Origin of the sequence: Paenibacillus sp. cl6col (assembly GCF_900102125.1) — a bacterium.
Lineage (GTDB): Bacteria > Bacillota > Bacilli > Paenibacillales > Paenibacillaceae > Paenibacillus_B > Paenibacillus_B suaedae.
This window is the reverse complement of record NZ_FNAZ01000005.1, coordinates 338401-364744: the sequence shown is the minus strand read 5'-3', so window position 1 is coordinate 364744 and position 26344 is coordinate 338401. Positions and strand designations below refer to the sequence as shown.

The 26344-nt window shown below is 47.7% G+C and carries 10 protein-coding genes and 2 pseudogenes (1 of these 12 cut by a window edge); all 12 read right to left on the bottom strand.

The genetic code is table 11. The features are described from left to right. Positions 1–234: 234 nt before the first annotated feature. On the bottom strand, positions 235–4314 hold the full coding sequence (locus BLS15_RS15855; RefSeq protein ID WP_021254839.1) for a polysaccharide lyase family 8 super-sandwich domain-containing protein: 4080 nt from the start codon (positions 4312–4314) through the stop codon (positions 235–237). 132 nt (positions 4315–4446) lie between these two features. Then, entirely contained in the window at positions 4447–5817 is a 1371-nt protein-coding gene (locus BLS15_RS15850) for an ABC transporter substrate-binding protein (protein ID WP_021254838.1), read from the bottom strand. 189 nt (positions 5818–6006) lie between these two features. After that, positions 6007–6843 carry a carbohydrate ABC transporter permease gene (locus tag BLS15_RS15845; RefSeq protein WP_021254837.1) on the bottom strand — a complete coding sequence of 279 codons (837 nt, stop codon included), beginning with the start codon at positions 6841–6843 and terminating at the stop codon, positions 6007–6009. A gap of 17 nt (positions 6844–6860) precedes the next feature. After that, a complete protein-coding gene (locus BLS15_RS15840) occupies positions 6861–7808 on the bottom strand; it encodes a carbohydrate ABC transporter permease (protein WP_021254836.1) in 948 nt (315 codons plus the stop codon). A gap of 303 nt (positions 7809–8111) precedes the next feature. Further along, positions 8112–9713 (bottom strand): basic secretory protein-like protein, encoded by a 1602-nt coding sequence (locus BLS15_RS15835; RefSeq protein ID WP_090512433.1) that lies wholly within the window; start codon positions 9711–9713, stop codon positions 8112–8114. A gap of 51 nt (positions 9714–9764) precedes the next feature. Next, positions 9765–11144 carry an alpha/beta hydrolase family protein gene (locus BLS15_RS15830; protein ID WP_090512430.1) on the bottom strand — a complete coding sequence of 460 codons (1380 nt, stop codon included), beginning with the start codon at positions 11142–11144 and terminating at the stop codon, positions 9765–9767. A 183-nt stretch (positions 11145–11327) separates the two neighbouring features. Beyond that, the gene (locus BLS15_RS15825) at positions 11328–11879 is read right to left on the bottom strand and encodes a TetR/AcrR family transcriptional regulator (protein ID WP_090512426.1); all 552 of its coding nucleotides are present in this window, start codon (positions 11877–11879) and stop codon (positions 11328–11330) included. A gap of 119 nt (positions 11880–11998) precedes the next feature. Next, positions 11999–12351, bottom strand: a pseudogene (locus BLS15_RS15820) (aminopeptidase); the annotation flags it as partial. Positions 12352–12442: 91 nt separating this feature from the next. Then, positions 12443–12870: pseudogene (locus tag BLS15_RS15815) on the bottom strand (Asp23/Gls24 family envelope stress response protein). A 36-nt stretch (positions 12871–12906) separates the two neighbouring features. After that, positions 12907–14280: an alpha/beta hydrolase family protein gene (locus tag BLS15_RS15810; RefSeq protein ID WP_090512421.1), complete on the bottom strand. Its 1374-nt coding sequence runs from the start codon at positions 14278–14280 to the stop codon at positions 12907–12909. A 350-nt stretch (positions 14281–14630) separates the two neighbouring features. Then, positions 14631–15242 carry a YjgB family protein gene (locus tag BLS15_RS15805; protein ID WP_090512696.1) on the bottom strand — a complete coding sequence of 204 codons (612 nt, stop codon included), beginning with the start codon at positions 15240–15242 and terminating at the stop codon, positions 14631–14633. Between the two features lie 372 nt (positions 15243–15614). Then, positions 15615–26344, bottom strand: partial view of a non-ribosomal peptide synthetase gene (locus BLS15_RS15800; protein WP_090512417.1) — the end only. The gene runs 19987 nt beyond the window's last position; the window shows 10730 of its 30717 coding nt (coding positions 19988–30717); its start codon lies off the right edge, out of view; its stop codon occupies positions 15615–15617.

The window sequence follows — 26344 nt, the reverse complement described above, 5'->3', positions numbered from 1 at the left end:
TTTATATATATGCAATATTTTGACCTTAACATCGAAAGAGCCAAGATCCTAAAAATCGGACCTTGGCTTTCGATTGGTTATTTTAACCTCTACTAACTGTAAAATGGAAATATCTTCTTCTGTACTCAAGCCTGCTGGGAAGTCACCTTCATTTAGATGATACAGTTTGGCACCTACTTAAGTCGTTGACCTTAAGACGTGACTAATGCAGATGGCTTGAATAGACAGCATCTCTTATTTCAAATCATTTAACATGCCTAGAATCAAAGTAACTGCTTCAGCTCTGGTTGCAGCAGCATTAGGATTGAATTTACCAACTCCATTTCCTTTAATCAGGCCTGCTTCTTCTGCAGTTGCCACATAAGGCTTAGCCCATGCTGGCACTTGATCCGCATCTTTAAACGTCAGAGTTGCATTTGGATGTACTTCAAGACCCCGTGCACGAACAATCATAACAACGAGTTCACTTCTGGTGATATCTTTATTCGCACGGAATGTACCATCTTCATAGCCTGATATATATCCCGCTTTAGCAAGTGCTTGAATGTATGGCTGTGCCCATACTGGTGTTTGACTTTGATCCGCAAAAATAAACCCTGTATTTACGGGTTCCAACTTTAGCGCTCTAGCTAACATTGCTGAAATCTCACCGCGAGTTATCGTAGCATTCGGCCTAAAGGTTCCATCCTCATAGCCACTTACAAAACCAAGCTCAACTGATTTTTCAATGGAAACCTTCGCCCAATGATCTGCGATATCAGACAAATCTACTGTAGGGGATACTGGATCAGTAGGTTTCACTGGTTCAGTTGGTTTAGGTTTAGGTGTTGGTGTCGGCGATGTTGGTGTTGGATCCGCTGATGGCGTCGATCCGCCACCTACCGGTGTATCGTCTTTATACGTTGCTGTTACTTTAACTGCTTCACCTGGCATGATGAACGTATACATGTTGTTATTCGTTGTATCTTGGGTCAACGTCAAGCTTGCTGGCGTAACGATCCACTTGTCGAACACTTTACCCACAGGCGCATCTAGTACTACAGTTACGGTTTCACCTTTCTTAGCAGTCTGTTTATCTGCTGTTACACCTTCCATGGTTACGGTGTAAGTCTTGCCGAGATCAAATGTTGCCGTGTACGTCTTACCGAGCGATCCCGAAGTATTGACTTCAATGCTAACTCCATCTTGTATCGGTGTAACTTTCATCCCCGTATCTGCAGTTAGCAATGTCAAGTTCGGTTGATGGACTTCAATCGTCACTGTGTTTTGCTTTTGCGTTGGATCGGATATCGCAATTGTCATTTCGCCACGCTCTTCTTTCATGATGACCGTAGCTGCAGATTTAGCTTGGATGCTTCCTGCAGTATCCGCACTCCAGAAGTTCGCAGCTGTGATGCCAAGCTGCTTATTGCTAACGGCCTGTACGGTTGATGTATTGCTAAGCACTTCTACTGCCGGTTGTTCACTATAAGCTTGTGTTTGTTCCGCTGTCTTACCTGGAAGCAGCACATATTCGTAACTAGCGGCTTGTGGATTATTCCCATGTTCAAAGGCTATGCTGGCATAGTTGCGCGTGAGCTTGTCTTGCGATTGACCGTTGTTAATGTCATACCAAGAGCCTGTTCTCGCCTCGCGAACGACATGGAGTGTGGGGGCAGTTGGGAAGTAATAGCCCATATCCGCACCAGAACCTGCACCATTGCCCGTCAGATGCGCCCAGTTTACATCGTTAATATCTGCTGAATAATCCAATGCTGCAGGCACCTGTACACCGTTAATCACAAATGCGTTATCACCGCTGCTATTCAACTTGCGATTATCAACAATCGTTTCTACCGATTTTGTAGCGGCCGATGTTTTACGAATATCTGTACCGAGGGCAACAATTTCATCATCGAACATAAACCATGATTTCTTACCACTTAAATCACTGCCCGTTACTTTCGTTAATGAGAAATCCATGCCGCTTGCACTATATAAATGATCTAGTGTGGCACCGCCAACATGACTTTTCGTATTGTAATAGTACGCCCATTCGCCCGGCATCTTTCCTTCGCCAGAACCGTCTGTTGTCGTACCTGGCAAACGGAAGCTATTAACCGTTGCCCAAAATCCATCGCGATATTGCAATAAGTCTTCGTTATAGATATAGGTCATGCCAAGACCGGTATCCCAGCCTTTTACATTTTCTTTATTGCCCATTTCAAAGGCAGAAATGCGGTCTGAGAACATGCTTAGCCCAAAAGCGTAGTTCGGACGATGATGCGCGACACGGGCCATACCGTTGAACATATAACTGCTCGACAATTCACCGCGCGGTGCGACAGTATCATCCTTCATCACTTTCTTCAGCAACATCACACTATAAAGCGGCAAGCCTTTATAGTAATCATTAAAGGTTGTATCCTTGCTTACCCATTCCTTAACCATACTGCGAATATTAGCGCTAACCTCTGGTGGTGCACCCTCTGCTAAACTTGCTAAAGCTACAATCGTGCCGCGAGCCGTACCCGAGTCTTTTCTGGAGATCCCCCGCCCGTTAACCATATCCATGTACAGCCCTTTGTAAATAACGGGTTCGAATGTATCACTTGCCCACTTATAAATGTTAGCCACACGTGGATCAGTCACAGGCCATGGTGAAGTGTTGAGCAAATAAGTGATGTCCGCCGTGCGGCTGAGCCAGACTGCACCATAGCCAGCCGTGTAAGCGATATTCGCATGCTGCACCAGTGAACCATCCTCATATACACCATCACCTTTCGTGACATAGTTAAATTCGGAACCAATCGAATCCCGTCCTTGCGTAATTTTAGCGCTATTTCTACCAATTACGCCGCGAAGAGTTACAACAAGTGCTTTGTCCAGCAAATTGCCACCGGTTTCGATCACGGAGCTATTTTGCACCCGCTTTGTTGGATTAGGACAATACTTATCAATTGTCCGCATGAAGTTGCCTATTTGCTGATCGTTCAACTCATCATACATAAGGATCAGACAATCATTTAACAGCTGCGGTGCACCGATTTCAAATCCCCACCAGCTGCTGGCGCTGCTGTAGGATAAACGCTCGTTATAACGCTTAGCGTACATCCAATCCAGGGCACCTATAATTGCATCCCGCAGCTGTGGATCGTGATAGAAACGAGAAGCCTCTGTATTGTAAGCGGTTGCAATTGTCTTAATACGAGTAAACTCGCTAACGATGTTGTTGGCATGCTGCTCCTTCGTGTCGGCGTTATCGACAAGATCCGACCATAAGTATCTACGGCTGCTATCATTAGCACTAAGCGTATCGAGATAACCCGTCTTAGCGGCATTGGATACATTATTGTCCATCTCAGCTACTAGTGCCTGAATAGCGGGATCAGAAGCGAGGTTATCGTCTACAGCTCCTACTAACTTCTGCTTCCAGCGTTCACGCAATTGGTCGTAAGCAGCTGCTGTTTCTGTGGAGTCTACACCAATGTTACTTTGTGCCTTTATCATCTGATCTTCTGTTGCAACAGTGATTGTTGCTACACCCGCAGCAATAGCTGTTACATTACCATCTTGATCAACAGCAGCTACGTTCTCATCACTAGTACTCCATTTTACTTTGGGAGATGGAAGATTATTTGGAGTGACGGTTAATGTTAGCGGCTTCGTCTCTCCAACCGTCATCATCGTTGCCGTCGGTTCAAGCGCTAACCCCGTTATGCCGTCATATTCCTCCAGCCGAATGTTATCAAACCACACTTTGCCGGTGCTATTTTCTAAAAACAATTCAACAAAAAATTTAGCACCACCAGCCGGCACCGTTATAAAAACTTGCTGCATCGTCCAATCGTTCGTACCATACACCTTCGTTGAAGTAGGTCCATCTATTAATTTTGTGTTAGAAGGATTAAGCACAGAAGTGCGGAAATAAGCGCCGCTGCCACCTGCAATATTTTCGGTTTTATACCACACTTGCAAGCGGTACGATTTCCCAGCCTCCACGGGTGCCTTAGCATTAATCGATACACGGCTTGTGCCGGAAGCATCTATCAGCATCGATTGCTGACCACTATAAGAATCATAGGTAGCAACCGTTACACTTACTGTCCTACCAGTTGGTTTACCAGAACCTACAGGAATCCATGTGTCCCAATTAACAGGTACAGGGTTCGTATCCGTATATTGAGTCCAAGTACCGCTCGGCGCTGCAGTTGATTCGAAATCACCATTCGGAAATAAATTATTTACATTTGATGACATCGCTACACCTGTGCCAACAGGCAAGAACGTGACTACTATTGCAACTACTAGTAACAAACTAAGTATTTTTCTCATCACTCTTCACCCCTTCTCTGAGCACCATACAGAAAAGGCGTCCCTCTTCCCACTATTTGTACTTTATATAGCATGGAATATAGAGACGCCTAGTTTCAGCGGATTTCTATTTATTATATTACTTACAAATCGTTACTTCTTCTCTTTCTCATTAATAATCTTCGTTGCTTCTTCAACCATCCATGCTTGTACTTTCTCAATTGGCTCCGTGCTAAGCATAAATTTGCTGAAGCCATCGTCGATAACTTTTGTTAAATCAGCACTCGAAGTGGTAAGGACCTTGGAAGCATCCAAATACTTAATATCGGCGCCAAACAGCGTGTTCTTCAATGACTCTACATCGTACTTGTCCGTGTTTTTACCGATCATGCGCTCCAATAGTTTTGTCTGATCTGCTTTCTTCCAACCGGAAAACTCTTGTCTATTGGCTGAATCTGCTGTAGACATGAAGCGCATCAGCTTATATGACTCTTCCTTGTGCTTCGTTGTTGAACCCATTGCTAATTGTGAACTGCCAACAAAGTATTTACCGCCCTCATAATCTTTAGGCAAAGCATTCTTTGGAGGCAAAGGAACTGGCGCGAAAGCAGTCACAAAATCATGTGGGTACTGCTCAAGATTGCCTGGATCAGGAATCGTGAAGCTGCCTGACATAATCATCGCTGCACTACCACCGAAGAATTCACTGCGATAGTTAAGCTTAGATGCTAGCACATCCGCATAGGGTTTCGCTGACTTATCAACACTTTCCATGTCTTTGCGCAATTGGAAGAAGTACGGATAGGTTGGGTCAGACAGAATTGTGCTGCCATCGTCATAGCGGAACGGATCTTTCATTACCGTTTGCGCTGGGGCATTCATATACAACTCCCACGTATGGAAGTAGGTTCCGTATCGTTTGTCTACGCCTTCGCCTTTTGTCAGCTTCTTCGCATACTCGCGATAGTCGTCCCATGTCCAGCCGAATTTAGGAACGGGCAGTCCCGCTTCATCCAACGCATTCTTATTGAGCATGACATAGGTATAACCTGATGTATATGGCATCCCGTAATATTTGCCGTCTACTTGCGGATTTACATAATACTCATCTTCCGCTTTCAAACCTTCTTTATCATAGAATTCATTTAGTGGCGTAAATGCACTGCGAACTGCTCTTTCAACGACCGCTGAAGTACTTGGCAATTGAACGACGTCAACTTCATCTCCTGACGAAATAAGGAAGTCCAATTTCTTCAACATTTCCAATGAATTACCTGGGACGAGCACGACATGTTCCACTTTAATACCAGGGTTAGCTGCTTCAAACTCACGCAGCATTGCGTCTGTACCCTCTTGTTGAGCCTCATTGTCCCAGTTATAGTACTTAAGGGTCACTTCCTTCTTCTCTGTACCGTTCGATTGTGCGGATTCATCAGCTTTGTTTCCACAAGCGCTTGTAAACATCATTAATGCTAGTAGTAGGCATGTGGACAGAAGAAAATAACGTTTACTTTTAGTTGCCATGTGCAACTTCCCCCTAAAATGAATGATAGTAAGCTTTGAGTCAAGGCCTTGTTAGCGCTTACAGACAGTATATAACGTTTGCAAATTGCCTGCGTGTATAATTTTGTGCTTGTGCGATAACGATTTTGACTTATTAGAAGACTCTCTAAACTAGAGATGCCTAACAGATTTATCATGAGTCCGTATTGCTTACCCTTTCACACCACCAAGGGCAATCCCACTAATAACTTGTCTCTGCAAAACAATAAACACAATCAGCAGAGGAATAATCGCTGATACTGCCGCCATCATCATAATCGCATCGTTGGTCGTATAATCATCCCTAAACAAGGTCATGCCTAGCGGAACGGTATACAAAGATTTCGATTGCAAGAAGATTAACGGATTTTGATAATCATTCCACGACCAGATGAACTTAATAATCGCCACCGTCGCGATTACAGGCTGACACAGCGGAAGCATAATCGAAGTGAAGCTGCGCAGGTGCCCTGCACCGTCAATTTTAGCAGCTTCCAAAATATCATCACTCACACCGGCCATAAACTGACGCAACAAGAATGTAAAGTAAATCGAAAACATACCCATCAATATTAGCGCTGCATGGGTGTCATATAGTCCCAACCAACGAATAAGCATGAAACGAGGAATGAGCGTCGCTTGATCCGGAATAATCATCATGGCTAACAGCCCGGCAAATACAAGGTTTCGACCGCGAAATTGTAGTTTCGTAAAGGAATAGGCTGCCATCGTTGATATAAGTAGCGAGAGTAAAGTAACGATAATTGCCACTTTAATGGAGTTGAAATAAATCTGACCGAACGGTACCTTTTGCATCCATACTGCCTTAAAGTTATTGACAAAGTTAGTTGCAGATGGAATCCATTCAATCGGGAAGCGCATGACATCTTTTTCAAATTTAAACGCTGACGACACCATCCATAATAATGGAAAGATAAAAAGTATAGACAATGCCCCCATTAACACGGTAGCGATAATTTTAGTAATCTTATTACGTAAGGTTAGCATCGTATTCTCCCTTTCTATTAAAATGATTCTTCTTGGCGCATCTTCCACGTTGCCGCAGTAATCAGACCGATAATCGCAAATAACAGCCAAGAGATTGCAGATGCATAGCCCATATTGTAGTTGACGAAACCTTCTTGATAGATGCGGAATACAATTACCGTTGACGAATTATCAGGACCGCCTTCGGTCAAATACGAAATAATATCGAACACTTTAAATGAACCAATAAGCATCGTAATAAGCAAGAAGAACGTCGTTGGACGGAGCAGCGGGATCGTGATATTGAAAAACTTCTTCAGTCCCGTCGCCCCATCAATTTCTGCCGCTTCATATAACTCTTCGGAAATATTGGACAATCCCGCCATGTATATAATAATCGTGTAACCGAGCCCTGCCCACGCACTAATAATAGCGACCGCAATTAGTGATGTTTTCGGATCAACGAGCCATTTCGGAGGATTCGATATACCAAGATCCATTAGAAATTGATTGATAGGGCCTAGTGAAGGGTGGAACAAGATGCTCCACACTGCTGCCACAGCGATAATCGAAGAAATGTAAGGTATAAAGAATACGACTTTAAAGTAATCCTTAAAGTAGACTTTACTATGAATAACAACTGCTAATACAAGCGCAAGCGCAATCGGAATTGGCACGGTTAACACCGTATATACTAAGTTGTTATATAATGCCTTCCATATCGTTGGATCTTGAAATAAATGAATGAAGTTTTGCAGGCCAGCAAATTTAATACCTGATACCCCAGATAATAAATCCCAATCTGTAAAACTTAAATACAATGAAAATCCAAGGGCAAATACATTAAGCATTAACATACCCACTATTTCTGGCAGTAAAAACAGCCAACCAACTAATGCTTCCTTTCTCCGTGGCGACCAAAATTTTTTCACTCCGCTCTCCGCCTGCTGCTTTGGAAGCTGATAACTTGATTTTGTCTCTTCCACTTTTTATGTCACCTCAGCTTATAATTTGTTGACTTCATCATAATTCGCAGGCAAGGGAGAACAAAGGATGGATTATGACCTAGTGTGGGTAAAATTTTGACCTTTGTCATTTATGGAAACATGCAACCGAGTTGACTACTATTGAGCATCATTGAGATGAAGGGTTAGATGGGTTAAGCCGGAGATGGAGAGAGCTGGATCACTCGAAAACGGGGAAGAAATGTAATGTAAACAGAAAAGCGACCCCTACTTTTCCATGTAAGGGCCGCCCATCACTCTCTTTTGCAAGACTGAGATACCTAATCAATTATTAGAAAGTGATTGTTGATATTGAGACCAGAGGGTATTCACGTCTATGCCAGTAATCAATTGAAATTGACCTTCTTTCCACAATTGAATTTGTTGCTCATTCATGCCATAGGGGATCCTTGCCGCATTTAATGCACGAATGAATCCGCGATGTTTCGTATCTTCAATCCAGCGAATGAAGTTCGCCGTTCCATTGCTAGACCAAGTTCCACCCGGGCTGATACCATAACGATTATGATAACCCGTTTCGTAACGCAAGCTATCAGCTACTGCTTCCACATCAAAGTCGCTATATTGATAAGCATGACCCAATTCGTGGTAAAGGATTCCAATAATTTCATCGCGTAATGAGTTGTTGGGATTATTAGCTGCGAAGCTTGCGAGATACTGAGAACTGATACCTAGCGTTTTTAACTCATTGTCTCCTGACATCCAGGCAACTCCAGGGGTGTCTACGATTTCCACTAGAATTTTCTTTACTCTAACCGGCATTTCTGCCGGACTCTTGTATAAAATTTCATTTAATTTACGCAAGATCGTCAAAATTTCTTGCTCGGCATTGGGTAGAGCTTGATCGAATAAACTGTAGCCTGCAAAGTTCTGAACTTCGATGATCGGGTTCTCGGTATGCCACATGTCATTCGTGCGCGAAAATTCAACTTCGCTTACTTGCAGAGCGTAGCCGCTATGATTTTGGATATTGTTGAGCCTATAGTATTGATAGGCATTTGTATTGTTATTCAATAAGTAATGTTTACGTTGATGACGAAGCTTGAAGTTCTCATCGCTTTTCGTGTCTAAATCCGTCCAGTTAATAGAATCATTGGATCCCTGCAGAACCCAGCTTCTCGGATCAGCATCGGGACTATTGTTGTACGATTTAGCCGACGTAAGCGCGTAACCATCGATCGTAACCTGTTCGCCAAAGTCGAACTGCAACCATGCCGTATTGTTCCAAGTTAGCCACTTGGTATTGCTTGATCCGTCAACCAGATTCGACTTGATATCGTCTGGAGCATTTTCTCCGCTGGCTGTAACCGTGGGCTTAATCGTGCTGAAAGTCTGCACATCATTACCGAATAGCTTAATTTCGGATAACTGCAGCATCCCGCCGTCATCGTACTGATTAGCAAAGTTATCAAACTTTACAAATTTATAAGCAGCTGTATTGGCAAATGAATAGGTTTTCGTTTGATGGCGGGAGGTGAAGCTTTGATTCTGCTGTGTGTCCAGATCATCCCAGACAATCCCGTCATTGGACCCTTTTAATACCCAGCTTTTCGGATCTCTTCCAAGCTCATCCTCCGCAGTTGTAATGGAGTACGAGTTAACGATCTTTGCAGTCGTGAATTCATATTGCAGCCATGCTGGAGTACTGAATGTTAACCACTTCGAAAAAATATACTGATCGAATGCTTTATCCTTGCCCTCATGTGACCCATTTTCACCACTTGCGGTTACCGTCCCGTCTACAGCTAAATTGATCGGCAGGATAGTCGGAGTCGACTCGGCTGCAATAGCAACCGGAATATATACATTGCTGCTAAAGCCTAATCCTATCGCGGCCGCTAAGATAAGTACTCCTGTTTTTTTCATGTTTGTCCTCTCCTTTTTTTGATTAAGAAGTTTCATGATTTCCCCTACTTTTCAGTTCACTTTAAAATTAACTTCCGGGTATTTTGCGGCCAACCTTTCTAGTGCTGAGCTGTCGCCTGTCTGTTTCACATAAAGGTCAAAAAAAGCGAGGCTAAACTCGTTGATAATACGATGAACGTACCGCGGATCTTCGCCTGGGCTTCGCAATAATGGTGAAATCAGATGAAAATCAGTAAAGCTCGTATGATCCGTGCCAGGAACGACCATCGACATGCCACCGCCGGCAAGCGCACGCTCGTTGCGGTTATTTATTACCTTGATATCTTCAAGTGGATCATCGATGATTCCTGCGATCATGAGCAGAAACGGTTTGCCGATTCCCTTATCTGGCACATTTGATCCATATAACAGACCGTCCATATTAATGGCTGCTTGGATGCGGGAGTCCTCCACCAGTATTTGCGCGGCGGTAGCTCCACCGTAAGAATGGCCGAACATACCGATCCGCGAAGTGTCGATCCTTCCCGTAAAGCGGTCGTCTACATCGCCTCGGTTAAGCTTCTCCACTTGATCTAGCACAAAAGCGGTATCTTCCCGCCATAATTTGATATGGCGATCTCTTTCAGCAAGTTCAGTTAGATTCGTAGACTGAAAGTATGCAGTTCGACCGTCTGGATAGACGGTAGCCGCAGCGTCATAGGCATGGTCGATACATAAGACGATATAACCTTGACTTGCTAGCTCCTCGACTTGAAACGTATTTTGATTGCGAAAACCGTTCAAACCATGGGAGAAGATCAATACAGGATAACGGTTCTCGGCGTCTGATAGCCGGGCTTCCGAGAACGCATTCGATTTCACCACATTCAGATGGCCTAGTACGAATGCCGGGACGGACACATCTGCTTCCAGTCCCTTTGCGACCTCATGCGCATTGCGGATAAAGGGCTCGCGATTTCCCTCGCCTTTATCACCTGCAGGATAATACATCTGTACCATTAGCTCGCGCCGGTCATTCGGATCATTTGTAAAAAGTTCCTCCCGCTGATCATCAACCCAATGATACAGCGTTGTGCCGACCATAAATGGGCCGGTCGGTTTATGAAATAAAGATACAGGCATAAGTGCAGGCATCGCGACCGCTACAGACAAATATATGACAAGCAGCAATGTACGAACCGTGACCGTAATTCTGTTTCTGGGGCTCTCTTTGCTCCTGGCCAATAGATAGCATACTGTCAATATAACAGGGGACAAATAAGCCGGAATCATCTGCCAACGGTAGCCTTCAGCGATAAGCTGTATGATAAGAACACCGTATGCAACCGTCAAGGCGGTAACAGACCACCGTTTTGTCTTCCATCCTGCAAATAGAGTCCACCCCAGAAGGGCGAAATTTACAAAGATCAAACCGATTTCCCAAAATCCCATCGGATTCTCCCACCTTTCTTCATTTTCATCTAAGTACTAGTAGTACTAAAATATTATTTTCGGTACTAACAATAAGTATTGCATACATTTGCTCTTAGTGAATCCACGAAAACAAAAAAAGCTGAGAAGAACGGCAACCTGTAAGTATTGTTTTTCTCAGCTCTAACAAATGGGAGCCTCATTCTACTTCCTAATTCCATTCAATATGATATCTACCATCATGGAAAGAGATTCTTGCACCGTAATTTGGCTGGAAGCTAAATTGCGCTGATCGAAAATCGATGTCATTAAGAAATTGAGGGTTTGGATCAGTGTTGGAATATGCATCGGACGAAAATCACCATTATGGATGCCTTCTTCAATGAGACTAGTAATGATATTCCACTCATCATTAATGCCTTGTTCCATTTCCCTCCACCGTTCGGGGTAGTACCGCCGAAGTTCGACCAGTAAGCGTACATAGCTGTTCTGAAAATCATGAGGAACAATCAAGAGTATACCTTTCATTTTTTCAGATATGCTCAAATTCGTATCTTGGATCACTTCTCGAAATCGTCTTTCCGTTTCTTCGTTTACTTGCTGAACCACATAACCTATAAGTTCGTCCTTGGACGGGAAATGCTCGTACAACGTGCTTTTGCTTACACCTAATTCGCGCGCCAAATCATTCATTGTAAATTTGATTCCTTTTTCATGAAATAGCGCGATAGCAGTTTTGGCAATCCGTTCTTTCATCCTTAGTTCACCTCAAACCAAGAGTAGTACCCATAGATCCTTTTATAGTACTTTGGGTACTAGGAAAGTGTAACTCTTTATTTCTTTGGGGTCAAATTCAACAACCAAGTTAGCACTAACTACTTTAGATTTTCGGGGTTTAGCTTTTCCAATTCTGGAATCACGAAACGTCCGTCTTTTCGAATCAGTCGATCATCAAACCAAATCTCTCCACCGCCATACTCTGACGTTGAATCATCACCATGTCCCAGTGGATTGCTGACTCATTCCCATTTGAAGCATTATCATAGCATCGTCCCGGTGTGAAATGAAAGCTGCCATCGATTTTCTCATCGAACAGAATATCCTGCATTGGTTCCCTAATAGCAGGATTTAACCCAATTGCAAACTCCCCTATGTAACGTGCACCTTCATCCGCATCTAAGATATTATTTAGCCGCTCGGTGTTGTTTGCTGCCGCATGGATGATCTTTCGCGCAGATTCACGAATGGGTGCCCACCTGCTTTATGCACGGCTTTCACAAGTTCCTTTGCCAAAGATGTATCGATTCCAGTTGAATCTATTAATACATTGTCTCCCTTTTGCACTTTTGTAGAATAGTGTATTTGCTAATTCGTTGAATTTCCTTCACCTCCTCATCTGTGAAAGAGACCCCCTCTACCCTTACATTAATCTCTACAACGCAAAGTCCAGTCATACTTTGAACCGCTTCGCGGATGTTTACCTGCAATTGATGACACACTTCAGAATTTTCATACCGTACACAACCATAACTCGCAGGTCTATAGCAGCTTCAACTTCACCTACCTCGACGGACACGCCCTTCTGCACGTTCTTGCCACTCAACATCTTCACCCAATCATCCGACAGTCCGCCAGACATAGCAGCAATTCCTGGAGTCTCAAGCGCTGCAAGACCAGCAATTGTGGCAACGACATCATCAGAAATCAGAATGTTACCTCCATGCTTTTTCAATTGATTTTCAGCCATGGTCATCTTCCTTTCTGTCTATGTTCAGGGACACCATTAGTTCACTTTAAATTTCACTTCCGGGTAATTGGCAGCCAGCCTGTCCATGGCCGAGCTGTCGCCTGTCTGTTTCACATAAAGGTCAAAAAAAGCGAGACTGAATTCGTTAATGATACGATGAACGTAATGCGGATCTTCGCCCGGACTTCGTAATAAAGGTGAAATCAGATGAAAATCTGAGAAGCTCGTATGATCCGTGTGAGGAATGACCATAGACATGCCACCACCGGCGAGCGCTCGTTTATTGCGAGCCTCTTCTTCATCGGAATCTTCTTTGGAGTCTTCGCTCATCTCTGCACTCATGAGCAGGAAAGGTTTTCCGATACCTGACTCTGAATAAGCAGCCCCATATAACGTGCCGTCCATATCAATGGCAGCTTTGATGCGGGAGTCTTCTGCTAGCATCTGCGCGGCAGTAGCCCCGCCGTAAGAATGCCCGAACATCCCGATTCGGGTCGTATCAATCCTTCCTGCAAAGCGGCCATTGCTTTGGTTTAGCTTCTCTACTTGATCAAGCACAAAAGAGACATCTCCCTTCCATAATTTGATATGGCCATCTCTTTCAGAAATATCAGTCATATTAGCTGACTGAAAGTATGCGGTTCGACCATCTGGATAAACAGTAGCCACAGCGTCATAGGCATGATCGATACATACTACGATATAACCTTGGCTCGCTAACTCTTCGACTTCAAACGTGTTTTGATTGCGAAAACCGCCTAAACCATGAGAGAAGAGCAAAACGGGATATTGCTTCTCCGAATCTGACATCCGGGCTTCCGTGAACGCATACGATTCCACCAAACCCAGATGGCTAAGCGTGAATGCCGGGATGGACAAATCTTTTGCCATTCCTTTTGCGATCTCATGCGAGTTGCGGATATAGGGTTCGCGGTTCCCCTTGCCTTTATCACCTGCAGGATAATAAATCTGAACCATCAGCTCGCGCCGATCTTTAGGATCTTTAGAAAGCGGTTCTTCCCGTCCATAGTCCACCCAATGATATAGGGTCGTACCGACCAAAAATGGGCCGGTCGGTTGTTTAAATAAAGACACTGGCATGAGTGCAGGCAGCACAACCGCTACAGACAAATAAATGACCAGCAACAATGACTTAAGCGTGAGCGTAACCCGGTTTCTGACACTCTTTTTCCGCTTGGCCAATAGATAGCAAGCTGTCATGATAACTGAAGACAAATAAGCCGGGATCATCTGCCAACGATAGCCTTCCGCAAAGAGCTGTGCGATAAGTACACAGTAGGCAACTGTCAAAGCGATGATAAACCAACGTTTTGTCTCCCTTCTCGCGAATAGTATCCATCCCATAAGTGCGAAATTAACAATAATCAAACTAATCTCCCAAAATCTCAACGTATTTCCCCCTCTGTCTGCATTTTCATCATCAAGGGCATCCCGATATGTAAGAAACAAATCATCGTTACTGCCATTCGTTTTCTCCTCTGCTTATCTTCTATGTACTTACAGTACCAGTTTGGTATTTTTGGTACTGATGTTTATCATAATAGCACAAAATAGTTATAAGTAAAGTATTTAAAACTGTTTTTCGGAAATATAATCTTACAAAATCGTAGGAATCTCGAGCACGATATAAATGAATCGTCCCTCTCTTTCTGTCATCTCCTGCTTGTTCAGCATCGGGTGAAGCTCCATTCTTAAGTCGTACATTCAAAAAAAACTCGGTGAGTTCATCACCGAGTTCTTTAAACCTTTTCGTTTGTCTTAAAAACGCCTAACAGATTAATATGATCCAAATTGGTGCTGCTGTTGAAAATAAACTCCAATTTATAATCTCCGCGGATATATGTGAGCTTGGTCTGCTTCGTTTTTCCGTTTTTAATCGCTGTTGTGGAATTAGGTGCAAACCAATACTGCTTCACCATGCTCATCGTAATGCCGCCAATATTGGTTTGGCTCTCAACATTGGTACCGAAGTAACGGATCTCGCTAATTTTATCGGATTGATAGGTGATAGCATAACCGGGGTTACCCATGTTAGCGCTGTATACGTCATAACCGTTTACGTCTTCTCTGGGTTGTTCAGGATCGCCGATGGCTTTAAAGACATCTTTTCTGGTGCTTTTTCCAACCGTCAGGTTGCTTACTGCTCCCGGAAATTGCCCTTCCAACGCTGGTTTATAAAAGCTCATTAACGTTTTGAGTGCATGTTCGGAAGCGTAGTTATCTTGGCTTGCGGCTGCAGCTTCTACCTGCTGTACCGGTAAAACCGAAGAGTTCACCAAAGACGCACCAATTCCGATAACGCCCGCAACTGCAAAGGCAGCCCAAACTTTTTTAGTAGATGTAAACTTCATGTTGGATCCTCTCCTTATACCATGAATTAACCACATATTTTCTATCTCATACTTTAAGCCAATTCTCATCCTAAATATAGTACTATCGGAAAGTGATTGTGTTACGAACTCATGAAAATGAAATGTCATTTCTGACATATTAAATCCACAATAGAGATCCCTAATAAGGCAATTCGCGTAAGTTATCCATAGTATCAATTTATCGTAAATTTGGCACACTATATCTTTCACTTTCCACCCAGGAGGCAATTCATGTCATCCCCTTCATGCTTACTTCATTATACGAAAAGATACCCACAGCCTGAACACCTTTTTCTCTTCGTGTCCAGTCTATGGGTACCCGTTTACATGCAATGGTCAACCTTTTTTTCTTTACTTGTAAGCTTTGGACTTTTCCAAAATTGCTTTTATGAGTGATGCGTTTGCTGGAGCATAGTCTCTTTCCAGCATCTGCTCGTGCTTGCCGTTTCCTAAATAGAAGTGCAATTGTCCCGATGTTAACTCGCTCCAGGACGTCCATCCGCGTTCTACTTCGCCTATTGCTTCTGACGATTGGATCAGATAAATGTCTGCTCGAACTTCTCCTGTCGTTTCCATATTATCGATCCAATTGTTGTAAGCCGTTATGTTTTGTCTAACTTCTTCTGCGTCTAGTTCTGGAACATAACGAAGAAATAGAGAAATTTCTTCTTGCAGCGTCTCCAGGTACTCTTCTTGCTGCATGTTCAAGGAATGCGAATTTCTTGGGTAGGCATCAAGCATAATGATGCCGGCTACTTCACGACTTTGTTGTTCCAGCTGCTTGGCCACTTCAAACGCCAGATTACCCCCGGCAGAGTAGCCCAACAAATAAAGCGGACCCTGAGGCTGCATCTTATGAACGCTTTGTGCAAAGTATGAGGCTGCATCTTCGCAGCTAATAAAATCATAGGCATATATAGCAGCCGTATCTCGCAGTAATGTCGCCAGCATCGTGAATACTTGACCAAAGCCGACGATAGGCGGGAAGCAATGCAAGATTATGCCGTCTGCATTGTTTCCGTTCCACACAGACACTCCTTCCGTTGGCTGCTTCGCTAGATCGTCTGGGCTGCTTCCGCTTTGAAGGTGATCAGCGAGTTCCATAACCGTCGGGTAAGCGAAGGCGGCACTAAACGAGATGTCCACGTCCAATCTACGGCGAGCTTCACCAATCATTTGAATCAGCTTTAAAGAATGTCCGCCTGCATCGAAGAAGTTATCGTGAATGCCGATCCTCTCTAGGCTGAGAATCTCCTGCCAAATGTCCGCAAGCGCTCGTTCGAACGCATTTCTTGGCGCTGTATAATTTGCTTGAAGAGGCTCATTGAGCTGTATATGAGATAAACCTCTGCGATCGACTTTGCCATTGGCTGTAAGCGGCAGCATATCCAGTTGCACGAAGCGCGTCGGAATCATATAGGCTGGGAGCTGCTTGGATAAGGATCTCCGCAGTTCTCCGGCCACAAGCTCGGTATCCGCTACGACATATGCGAATAGAAGCTTCTCCCTCGCTTCATTTTCGCGAGCGATGACCGCCGCTTCTTTCACTTCCTTCACTTTCGCCAGAGCTGCTTCCACTTCGCCCAGCTCTATACGGAAGCCATTTATTTTCACTTGGTCGTCTGCACGTCCCAAATACTCCATGTTTCCGTTAGACTGCATTTTTGCCAAGTCTCCTGTGCGGTACATCCGCTTTCCTGGAGCGAGTGGATGGTCTACGAACTTCTCTGCCGTCAAGTCGGAGCGGTTGAGGTATCCTCTCGCGACTCCATCTCCAGCAATATAGATTTCTCCCGGTACCCCTATCGGAACTTGCTTGCCATCAGAGTTGAGCAAATAGATGCTGACATTCGCAGCCGGTACGCCAATGGGAACCGACCCGCTCGTATCTGTTGCCGGATCGTATCGATAAATCATGCAGCCGACAACCGTTTCTGTCGGGCCGTATTCATTGAATATCTCGATTTCTCCACCAAATTGGTCATAGATGCTTCTCGCCAGATCCGTGGCAAGATTCTCTCCACCGACAATCAGCTTGCGGATGTTCGATCCGGGCGTGACCTTCAATTCCTTAATCAAACGTAAATGAGCAGGCGTCAGCTTGACAATGTTGACTTGATTATCGGTTACAATCCGCTCAATTAATAACGCTTTGTCTTCTCCGCTATAAATCCGAATCAGACTGCCTGTAAGCAAAGGCGTAAATACGGATGTCACCGTCAAGTCGAAGGATATGGAAGAGTACAGCGGGAAATCCTGCTTTTCCCCGGCAGCATATACATTTTTCGCCCACCATAAATAATTCGTCAGGCCCTGATGAGTAATCATTGCTCCCTTCGGATTTCCTGTCGTTCCTGATGTATAAATCACATAAGCAAGGTCGTTGGCGTTTGATACCGGATCGAGATTCCATTCTTCTCCGCTGTAGGCGGCCTGATCGTTTAGATCGATAAGCTTTCCTTCAAACTGTACGCGAGCCAGTAAATGATGCTGCGTGAGAAGCACCTGCGAACCGGAGTCCTCCAACATATAACGAATGCGTTGTTCCGGATACTCCGGATCAATCGGCACGTAAGCTCCTCCGGCTTTTAGCACACCTAGTATGCCGACGATCATTTCCACCGACCGATCCGCCAAAATGCCGACCAATTGATCCGATCGTACGCCGGCTGCCCGCAATGTCCTTGCCAATCGATTGGAACGGGCATTCAGCTCGCTGTATGTCACTTGCTCTTCTTCATGAACGATGGCTACCGCTTCTGGCGTTTTTTCCGCCTGCCGCTCGAACAATTGGTAAACCGTTGCTTCTCGAGGATATTCCGAAGCTGTCGCATTTCCTGCCGCAAGCTGTGCGCGCTCTTCCGCAGTTAGGATCTCTAACGACGCAATCTGTGCCTGCGGATTTGCCGTAACCGCATGAATCAACTGCTTGAAGTGTTTCGCCATCCTCTCAATGGTCTCTCGTTTGAACAAGGAAGAAGCGTACTCGATGCTGCACGAAATTCCGTTCTCCATCTCTGCCAGTTGGAAGGTGAGGTCAAACTTCGCTACGGAATGTTCGATTGTATAAGGCTGGATGTGCAAATCTTGGATTTGCAAATCTCTTTGCTCCACATTTTGTAGAACGAACATCGTATCGAAAATTGGGTTGCGGCTTCTATCCCTTTTGATCTGCACCTTCTCGACCAATTCTTCAAATGGATAGCCTTGGTGCTCGTAGGCATCAAGCATCGTTTCTTTTACTTCTTCTACATACGATAAAAATGTTTTGTTGCCTGCCGGATAGCTGCGTATCGCTAACGTGCCTACAAACATCCCCACCAGTGACTCCAAGTCGCTATGTGATCTGCCTGCAATCGGCGTGCCGACAACAATATCCTCTTGCCCTGAATATTTATGCAGTAAGGTTGTATATACCGCCAGCAGTACCATATACAGAGACGCTCCGGTTTCTGCCGCTATTCGTTTCAAGCTCCGGCGGAGCGGAGTCCCAAGCATAAATGACATCGCTTCTCCCTGGAAGCTTTGCACCACAGGCCGGACATAATCGGTTGGCAGCTCCAGAACAGGAATAGGCCCGCTGAACCTGTTCAACCAATAGGTCTCCTCCTGCTGCTTGCGCTTTTTTTGCGTCTCGGACTGCTGCCATGCCGCGTAGTCTTTGTACTGAATACGCAGAGGCGGAAGTTCTTCCCCTTCATACAAGCGAGCAAATTCATCTACCAAAATGCCTATCGATACGCCATCGGAAATGATGTGATGCATGTCGAGCACGAACAAATAGCGTTCAGACGTAAGCTCTATCAGCCCGACGCGTAAGATCGGCGGCTGCTCCAGATGAAAGGCGCGAATAAATGTCCGAACGGCTTCCGCGGCTTCCGATTCGCTTGCTTGCACATATTCCGGAGTGAAGCCAACCTCATGATGCACACATTGTACAGGCTCGCCTTCTTCCATGTGAAAGCTTGTGCGCAGCGTCTCGTGACGGGCAATAAGCTTGTGAAGCGCGGATTCAAACCGCTGCCGGTCAAGCGCCCCATTGAGTTCCAGCACTATAGGCAAATTGTAGCTCAAACCCGTTTCTTCGAGCTGGTGCAAGATATACAGCCGCTTTTGCGCGGAAGACACTGCATAATACCTCTTCTCTTCGACAGGTTCGATAGCAGTGAACATCTGCTGCTTTCTATCCGCAATGGCTTCGGCCAGCAGCTCGATGGTGGAGTAACGGAATACGTCCCGCAACGGTACGTTCACTTGCAGTTCTTTATGCAGACGGCTCACCATGGCCGTAGCGCGCAAAGAGTGACCGCCGATTTCAAAGAAGTTGTCGCGTACACCTACACGGTCAAGACCAAGTATTTCTTGCCAAATGTACACAAGCTGCGCTTCGACGCGAGTTCGGGGCGCTGCATATTCAGCCGCGGCTATAAGGTTTTCTTCCGGCGCCGGCAGCGCTTTTCGATCGATTTTACCATTTGCCGTCAGCGGTATCCTTTCGATCTGCACGAAGTGCGCAGGAATCATATAATTCGGCAATCGCTGAGCCAAGTGTTCTCTCAGTTCGCCTGCAGCCAGTTTCCGATCGGATACAACGTACGCACATAGCTGATCTTGTCCGCCCGCATCTTCCCGTGCGACTACGACCACTTCTTGAACCGACGACACCTTCAACAGCTGCTCTTCCACCTCACCGAGCTCAATCCGGTAACCTCGAATCTTCACCTGATCGTCGATACGCTCCAAGTACTCAATGTTCCCATCTGGCAACCACTTGGCCAAATCGCCCGTCCGGTACATCCGCGTACCTGGTTCGAATGGGTTGCTCACAAACTTCTCCGCCGTCAGCTCTGGAAGATTCAAGTAACCCCTCGCCAATCCTACGCCCGCAATGCATAACTCCCCGGCTACGCCAATCGGTTGTAACTGATCGTTCTCATCCACGATATAGATCCGATGGTTCAGAATTGGACGACCGATAGGTACCAGCTTGCCGGTAGAAGCGCCAGTAGATGCTGGCCATATCGTTGCTGCAATCGAGTCTTCTGTCGGACCGTAAGCATTAAAGTACATCACGCTGTCTTGCCACTGCTTGACAAGTTGAACCGAACTAGCGGAGCCCGCCGTGATCAATTTCTTTAAACTTGGCAGATCATCTGGTTGTAAGTAGGCTGCATACGTTGGGGGCAAAGTTGCTGTCGTAATTTGATGGTCGTTCATATAGCTCTTACATAATTGATGATCCAAAATCGTCGATTTGGTAGGAATATGGAGCGTTCCACCCAAAAATAACGCCTGAATGATCTCCCAGCACGACGCATCAAAAGACAAACTCGCGAATTGGATTACATGATCCTGTTCTCCGAGTTGTAGTGTGTTTGCAAACATCTGTTTCAAATTACACAAACCGCGATGCTCAACCATAACCCCTTTCGGTTTGCCCGTCGTTCCCGACGTGTAGATCACGTAGGCCAGATGATCCGCTGTCGCACCCGATTCCACATTCGAACCGTCTTCCATGTACAGTTGTTCGTCATCCAGCATCAAACACTGGCCGGCAAAAGTCACATGCTCTACCAAATGACTTTGTGTCAGCAGCAGCTTCGCACCCGAATCCTTTAGCATATAGTCAATCCGTTCCGCTGGATACTCCGGGTCAATCGGGACATACGCCCCACCGGCTTTCAAGATCCCGAAAATACCCACAATCATCTCCAGCGAACGCTCAACCAAGATACCTACCAGTTGATCCGGCTCTACGCCCTCCGCTTGCAGCGTTCTTGCCAGATGATTTGCTCTTTCATTCAATTCACGGTATGTCAATTGGCTGCCCTCGTATACAACAGCCACTTGATTCGGTGTCCGCTCCACCTGTTCCTCAAATAACTGGTGAATCGTCTTGTCTCTCGGAGAGTCTGCCGCCGTATCGTTGAATATCTCCACAATCTGCGCCTTCTCTTCTTTGCTCACGATCTCGATCCATGACAGTTTCGTCTGCGGTTCATTCACGATGACATCGATCACCTGTTTGAAATGCCCCGCCATCCGCTCGATCGTTTCTTTCTTGTACAGGGAGGTGGCATACTCGATGCCGCATACAATCCCTTCCGATTCCTCCGCCGCACTGAAAGTCAGGTCAAACTTGGCCAAGTTATACTCGAACGGATAGGAACTAAATCTCAAGCCTTCCAGGCTCAGTTCTCTTCGCTCTGTGTTTTGCAGTACAAACATCGTGTCAAAGATCGGATTGCGACTTACATCTCTCGGCACATCCAGCTTGCCCACCAAATCTTCAAACGGATAATCCTGGTTCTCATAGGCGCTTAACGTATTTTCTTTGACTCCCTGCAGATACTCCCGGAACGTCTTCTCCCCCACCGGGGCGTTGCGGATCGCCAGCGTATTCACAAACATCCCTAGAATCGGCTCCAGTTCCGTATGCGACCTGCCTGCAATTGGCGTTCCTACGACAATATCTGCCTGTCCACTGTACTTGGACAGCAAGGTCGTATATACCGCCAGCAATACCATATACAACGTCGTTCCCGTTTGCGAGGCCAGCTGTCTTAATCCTTCGCTTTTTCGCTCGTCGATCACGAAGTCAAGTCGATTTCCTTGAAAGCTTCTGACCGGCGGCCGGGCATCGTCTGTTGGCAGTTCGAGCACCGGGATTTCTCCCGCAAACACACCCAGCCAGTACGCTTCCTGTTTGCTCATCCGCTCACTTTGAGTTTCCGTTTGCTGCCATGCTGCATAATCCTTGTACTGAACGCGTAGCGGCGGCAGCTCCGCTCCCTCATACAACTGAACAAGCTCCTGAGTGAGTATGCCCATGGAGGCTCCGTCAGAGATGATATGATGCATATCCAAGAGCAACAGATGGCAATCCGATTTCAGTTCGAGAAGTCCCACCCGCAAAAGTGGCGCCTGGCGAAGATCAAACGGCCGCACGAACTCCTGAATATGCGCCTTCTCTTCCCCTTCTTGTACCCATGCATACGCGATGGCAAATTCCACGTCCCGGTGCACACGCTGTACCGGTTCACCACCGACCAGTTCAAAGCCTGTACGCAGCGTCTCATGACGAGCAATAAGACTGCGGAATGCCTCTTCCAAGCGATTGCGGTTCAGTGCTCCTTCAAGTATTAAAACGCCAGGCATGTTGTAGCTCAACTCTGCCCCGTCGATCTGCTGCAAAATGTACATCCGTTTTTGCGCCGAGGACACCGGGTAGTAGTCCCTTGCTTCGATGAGCGGAATGGCTGCGTACTCCTTCTGCTCCAACCCGGAGATTGCCTGCGCCATCCCTTCGACTGTCGGACAACGGAACACGTCTCTTAACGGAATCTCCGTATCCAGCGTCTGATGAATGCGCGATACGAGCGTCATCGCCCGGAGCGAATGGCCCCCGATGTCAAAGAAGTTATCGCGGATGCCGACGCGCTCTAGTCCCAGCACCTCTTGCCATAGCTGTGCCAGCTTCGCTTCCGTCGCTGTGCGCGGCGCTGCATACTCCGTTCCCGTCTGCAGTGCCCCTTCAGGCGCCGGCAGCGCCTTGCGGTCTAGTTTCCCGTTTGGCGTGAGCGGCATCTTCTCCAAGCGAATGAAGTGCGATGGGATCATATAAGACGGAAGACCTGCCGCCAGCTTGCTTCGCATCGCCTGCGCCGTTAACTCACTGCTGCCCGTCACATAGGCGCACAGTTCCTGCGTCTCCCCGGCGACAACGGTCACGACCGCTTCCTTGACGCCATCGATTCGCAGCAAATGCGCTTCGATCTCTCCCGGTTCGATCCGGTAACCGCGGATCTTCACCTGATGGTCGATCCGTCCTAGATGCTCCAATCTCCCATCTGGCAGCCATCGGGCCAAATCGCCAGTCCGGTATATTCGCTCCCCAGGGAGGTACGGATGATCGACAAACTTCTCCTTGGTCAGATCTTCGCGCGCCCAGTATCCGCGGGCAACCCCGGCGCCTCCGAGGCACAGTTCGCCTACGGCTCCGATCGGCTGCAGCTGCAGCGCTTCGTTCAACACGTACGCCTGCGTGTTCGCCAGCGGACGACCGATGCTTACTTTTTCCCCTTCGCTATCCTTCAAATGTTCAAACGTAGACCACACCGTCGTTTCCGTCGGGCCGTACATATTGTACAGCGACGCATTCGTTTGCGCCCGAAGCTGCTTCAGCAACGCCGCAGGCAGCGGCTCGCCGCCGATCAGCAGGGCTGGTATACGGCGCAGCTGCGCGGCGCTGTGCTCCTGCTCCAGCATCATCGACAGCCTCGAAGGCGTCGTCTGCATCAGCTGTACCGGATGCTCCGCCAGCAAATCACCCAGCAGCGCAGGGTCCTGAAGCTCCGCTTCGCTGGCAAGAACGATCTGCATCCCGCAGCTGAGTGGTACCCAACTCTCGGTCACGAAGATGTCGAAGGACACCGTGGTGACCGAGAGGATCGACGCAGACGGCGCAAACGGCAGCGAGCGCACCATCCCCGCGATAAAGTTCACGATGTTCCGGTGCTCCACCACCACGCCTTTTGGCTTGCCGGTGGTACCGGACGTGTAGATCACATACGCGCTGTTCATCGGCGTTGTCGGTACATCCGACTGTACTTCCGTTGCTCCCATGGATGCCGGCGAATAGGTTTCCAGTTCTTCCGCGGAGGCGAACCTCATCGCGGAGCAGTTCTTCTGCCCTGCAGCATCACTGGCTGCCAAGTGTTCCTTCTTCCCTTCGACAACCGCAGCGGTTAAGCGTTCCTCCTTCTCTTCGACATCCGTAGCAGCTAAGCGTTCCTTCTTCTCTTCGACATCCGTAGCGGCCAAGGATTCCTTCTTCCCTTCAACAATCGTAGCGGCTATTTCTGTAACGGCGGAGCGTTCCTCATCCAAGCACAGGACATGCTGCAGCGGCGTTTCTTCCCAGCCTGACACTGTTGCTGTCTGCGTTCCTTCGCTCAGCAGTATACGGATACCAGCATCCTGGATCATCCCCTCGATGCGCGCTGCTGGCAGTGCTGGATCCAGCGGCACATAGGCTGCGCCGGCTTTCAGGACGCCCAGCAGACCGGCGATTAGTTGCGGTGAACGACTGAGCAGCACGCCGACGCGGTCTTCGCTTCTCACCCCATGCGCACGCAGCCAGCCAGCGATGCGGTTGGCTCGCGCCTCCAGCTCGCCGTACGTCCATACCGCCTCTCCGCTTACGAGTGCCGGCTGCTCCGGCGTTCGTGCAGCCTGCTGTTCAAACAGCCCATGTACCGTCGCTTCCGCAGGCAGCTCCATCGCCGTATCGTTGAATGTCGCCAGCAGCTCTTCCCGCTCTTCGGCCGTCAGCAGTTCCAGCTTGTCTACCGCCACGTTCGGGGTGGACACGATCTGCTCTACCATCCGCATCCAATGACCTTGCAATCGTTCCATCGTGCCTTGCTCGTACACCTGTCCGTTGTAATCGAAATGAATATGCAGCTCTTCTCCCGGCTGAATCATCACATTCAGGTCATAATTCGTTTGTTCGTCCGCTTGAACCCCCGTAATTTCCAGTCCGCTTGCATCCGCTGACGCTTCCGCCTGCGCTGTTTGCATCGGGTAATTCTCGAACACAAGAATATGGTCGAACAGTTCTCTCGTTCCGGCGCACTGCGCCTGGATCTCATGCAGCGGATAGTAGGCGTACCCTTGCGAAGCAAGCGCCTGCCCCTGCATGCGGCGCAGCAGATCCGCAACCGTCTCCTGTCCATCGCACGTTACCCGGACAGGCAGCGTATTGATGAACAGTCCGATCATTCCTTCCACGCCAGGCAGGTCTGCCGGTCTGCCCGACACGACGCCGCCAAATACCGCATCCCTGCTGCCGCTGTAGGCGTGCAGCACCAGGCCCCATGCCGTTTGCAGCAGCGTGCTCACCGTTACGCCGTGCGCAGTAGCCGCCAGCGCGATGGCTTTGCTCTGCTCCCGAGGGACGATCCAGCTCACACGTTTTGCTTCATATCCTTGCGCCGCTTCATATCCTTGCGTCTGACGCTGCCGCTTCGGCAGCGCAGACAGCGCTTCGCTGCCCTCCAACTGCTCCTTCCAGTAGCTTCGTGCCGAATTCCCGTCCTGTTCGGACAGCCAGCGGATATAGTCGCTGTACGCGCGGACGCTGCGCAACGGCGCCTCTTCTCCGGCGCGCAAGGCGTTGTAAATCCCCAACACTTCTTCCATCACCAGCGGCAAGCACCAACCGTCCATCAACAGGTGATGGAAGCTCCATAACACCTCGTGGGTTTGCTCTCCTGTGCGGAGCACCGACACACGCATCAGGCTCTCCGACGCTACCGCAAAGCCTTGCTTCCGGTCGTCCGACTTCCACTGTGCTATGCTAGCAGCCTGCTTGCCCGCGTCGTACATCGACAGATCGCGATAAGCGATTGTAAACGGCCGCTTCCGGTACACGACTTGCAGCGGCTCATTTCGCCACTCACTGTCGATGCTCGTTCGCAGCACCGCATGCCGCTGTACGACGGTTTGCCAGCTTTGTTCAAACGCTGTCGGCTGCAGCTCGCCTTGCAGGGTCAGATGGATCTGATTCACGTAGGCGCCGGCTTGCGGGTCCAGGCGGCTGTGGAACAGCATCCCTTGCTGCATCGGCGTCAGCGCGTACACATCTTCGATCTCGCCTAACGCTTCACTCCGCTGCATGAGCGCATCCAGCTCTTCTTGCGTAAAGCCTGGCTGCAGCAAATCGCTTGGCGTCAGTTCCATTCTCTCCTGCGCGACACAATGGGCCAGCAGCTCTTGCAAGCTGATCTGTAACTCGTGCGCGAACCGCTCCATCGTCGCTTGGCGGTACTGCTCCGCGCTGTAGCTGATGTGCAGGCGAAGTTCTCCTTCCGCGATCATGCCGTTGCATTCCAGTGCCGCCGCACGCTGTCTTCGGCCACTTATCGCCTCGCCCGTAGAAAGCGGCGAGATTCGCAGCGAACTGTGCTCCAAATCCTGATCGAACTGTCCCAAATAGTTGAACGAAATATCTGGATCGCACGCCCACTCCGTCTGATCCGACGCGGACATGTATCGCAGGAGGCCGTAGCCGATCCCTT

What these genes read in the sequence shown, in the direction of transcription:
- BLS15_RS15855 (WP_021254839.1), bottom strand. Translation starts at nt 4,314, where the DNA reads ATGAGAAAAATACTTAGTTTGTTACTAGTAGTTGCAATAGTAGTCACG.
- BLS15_RS15835 (WP_090512433.1), bottom strand. Translation starts at nt 9,713, where the DNA reads ATGAAAAAAACAGGAGTACTTATCTTAGCGGCCGCGATAGGATTAGGC.
- BLS15_RS15825 (WP_090512426.1), bottom strand. Translation starts at nt 11,879, where the DNA reads ATGAAAGAACGGATTGCCAAAACTGCTATCGCGCTATTTCATGAAAAA.
- BLS15_RS15830 (WP_090512430.1), bottom strand. Translation starts at nt 11,144, where the DNA reads ATGGGATTTTGGGAAATCGGTTTGATCTTTGTAAATTTCGCCCTTCTG.
- BLS15_RS15805 (WP_090512696.1), bottom strand. Translation starts at nt 15,242, where the DNA reads ATGAAGTTTACATCTACTAAAAAAGTTTGGGCTGCCTTTGCAGTTGCG.
- BLS15_RS15845 (WP_021254837.1), bottom strand. Translation starts at nt 6,843, where the DNA reads ATGCTAACCTTACGTAATAAGATTACTAAAATTATCGCTACCGTGTTA.
- BLS15_RS15850 (WP_021254838.1), bottom strand. Translation starts at nt 5,817, where the DNA reads ATGGCAACTAAAAGTAAACGTTATTTTCTTCTGTCCACATGCCTACTA.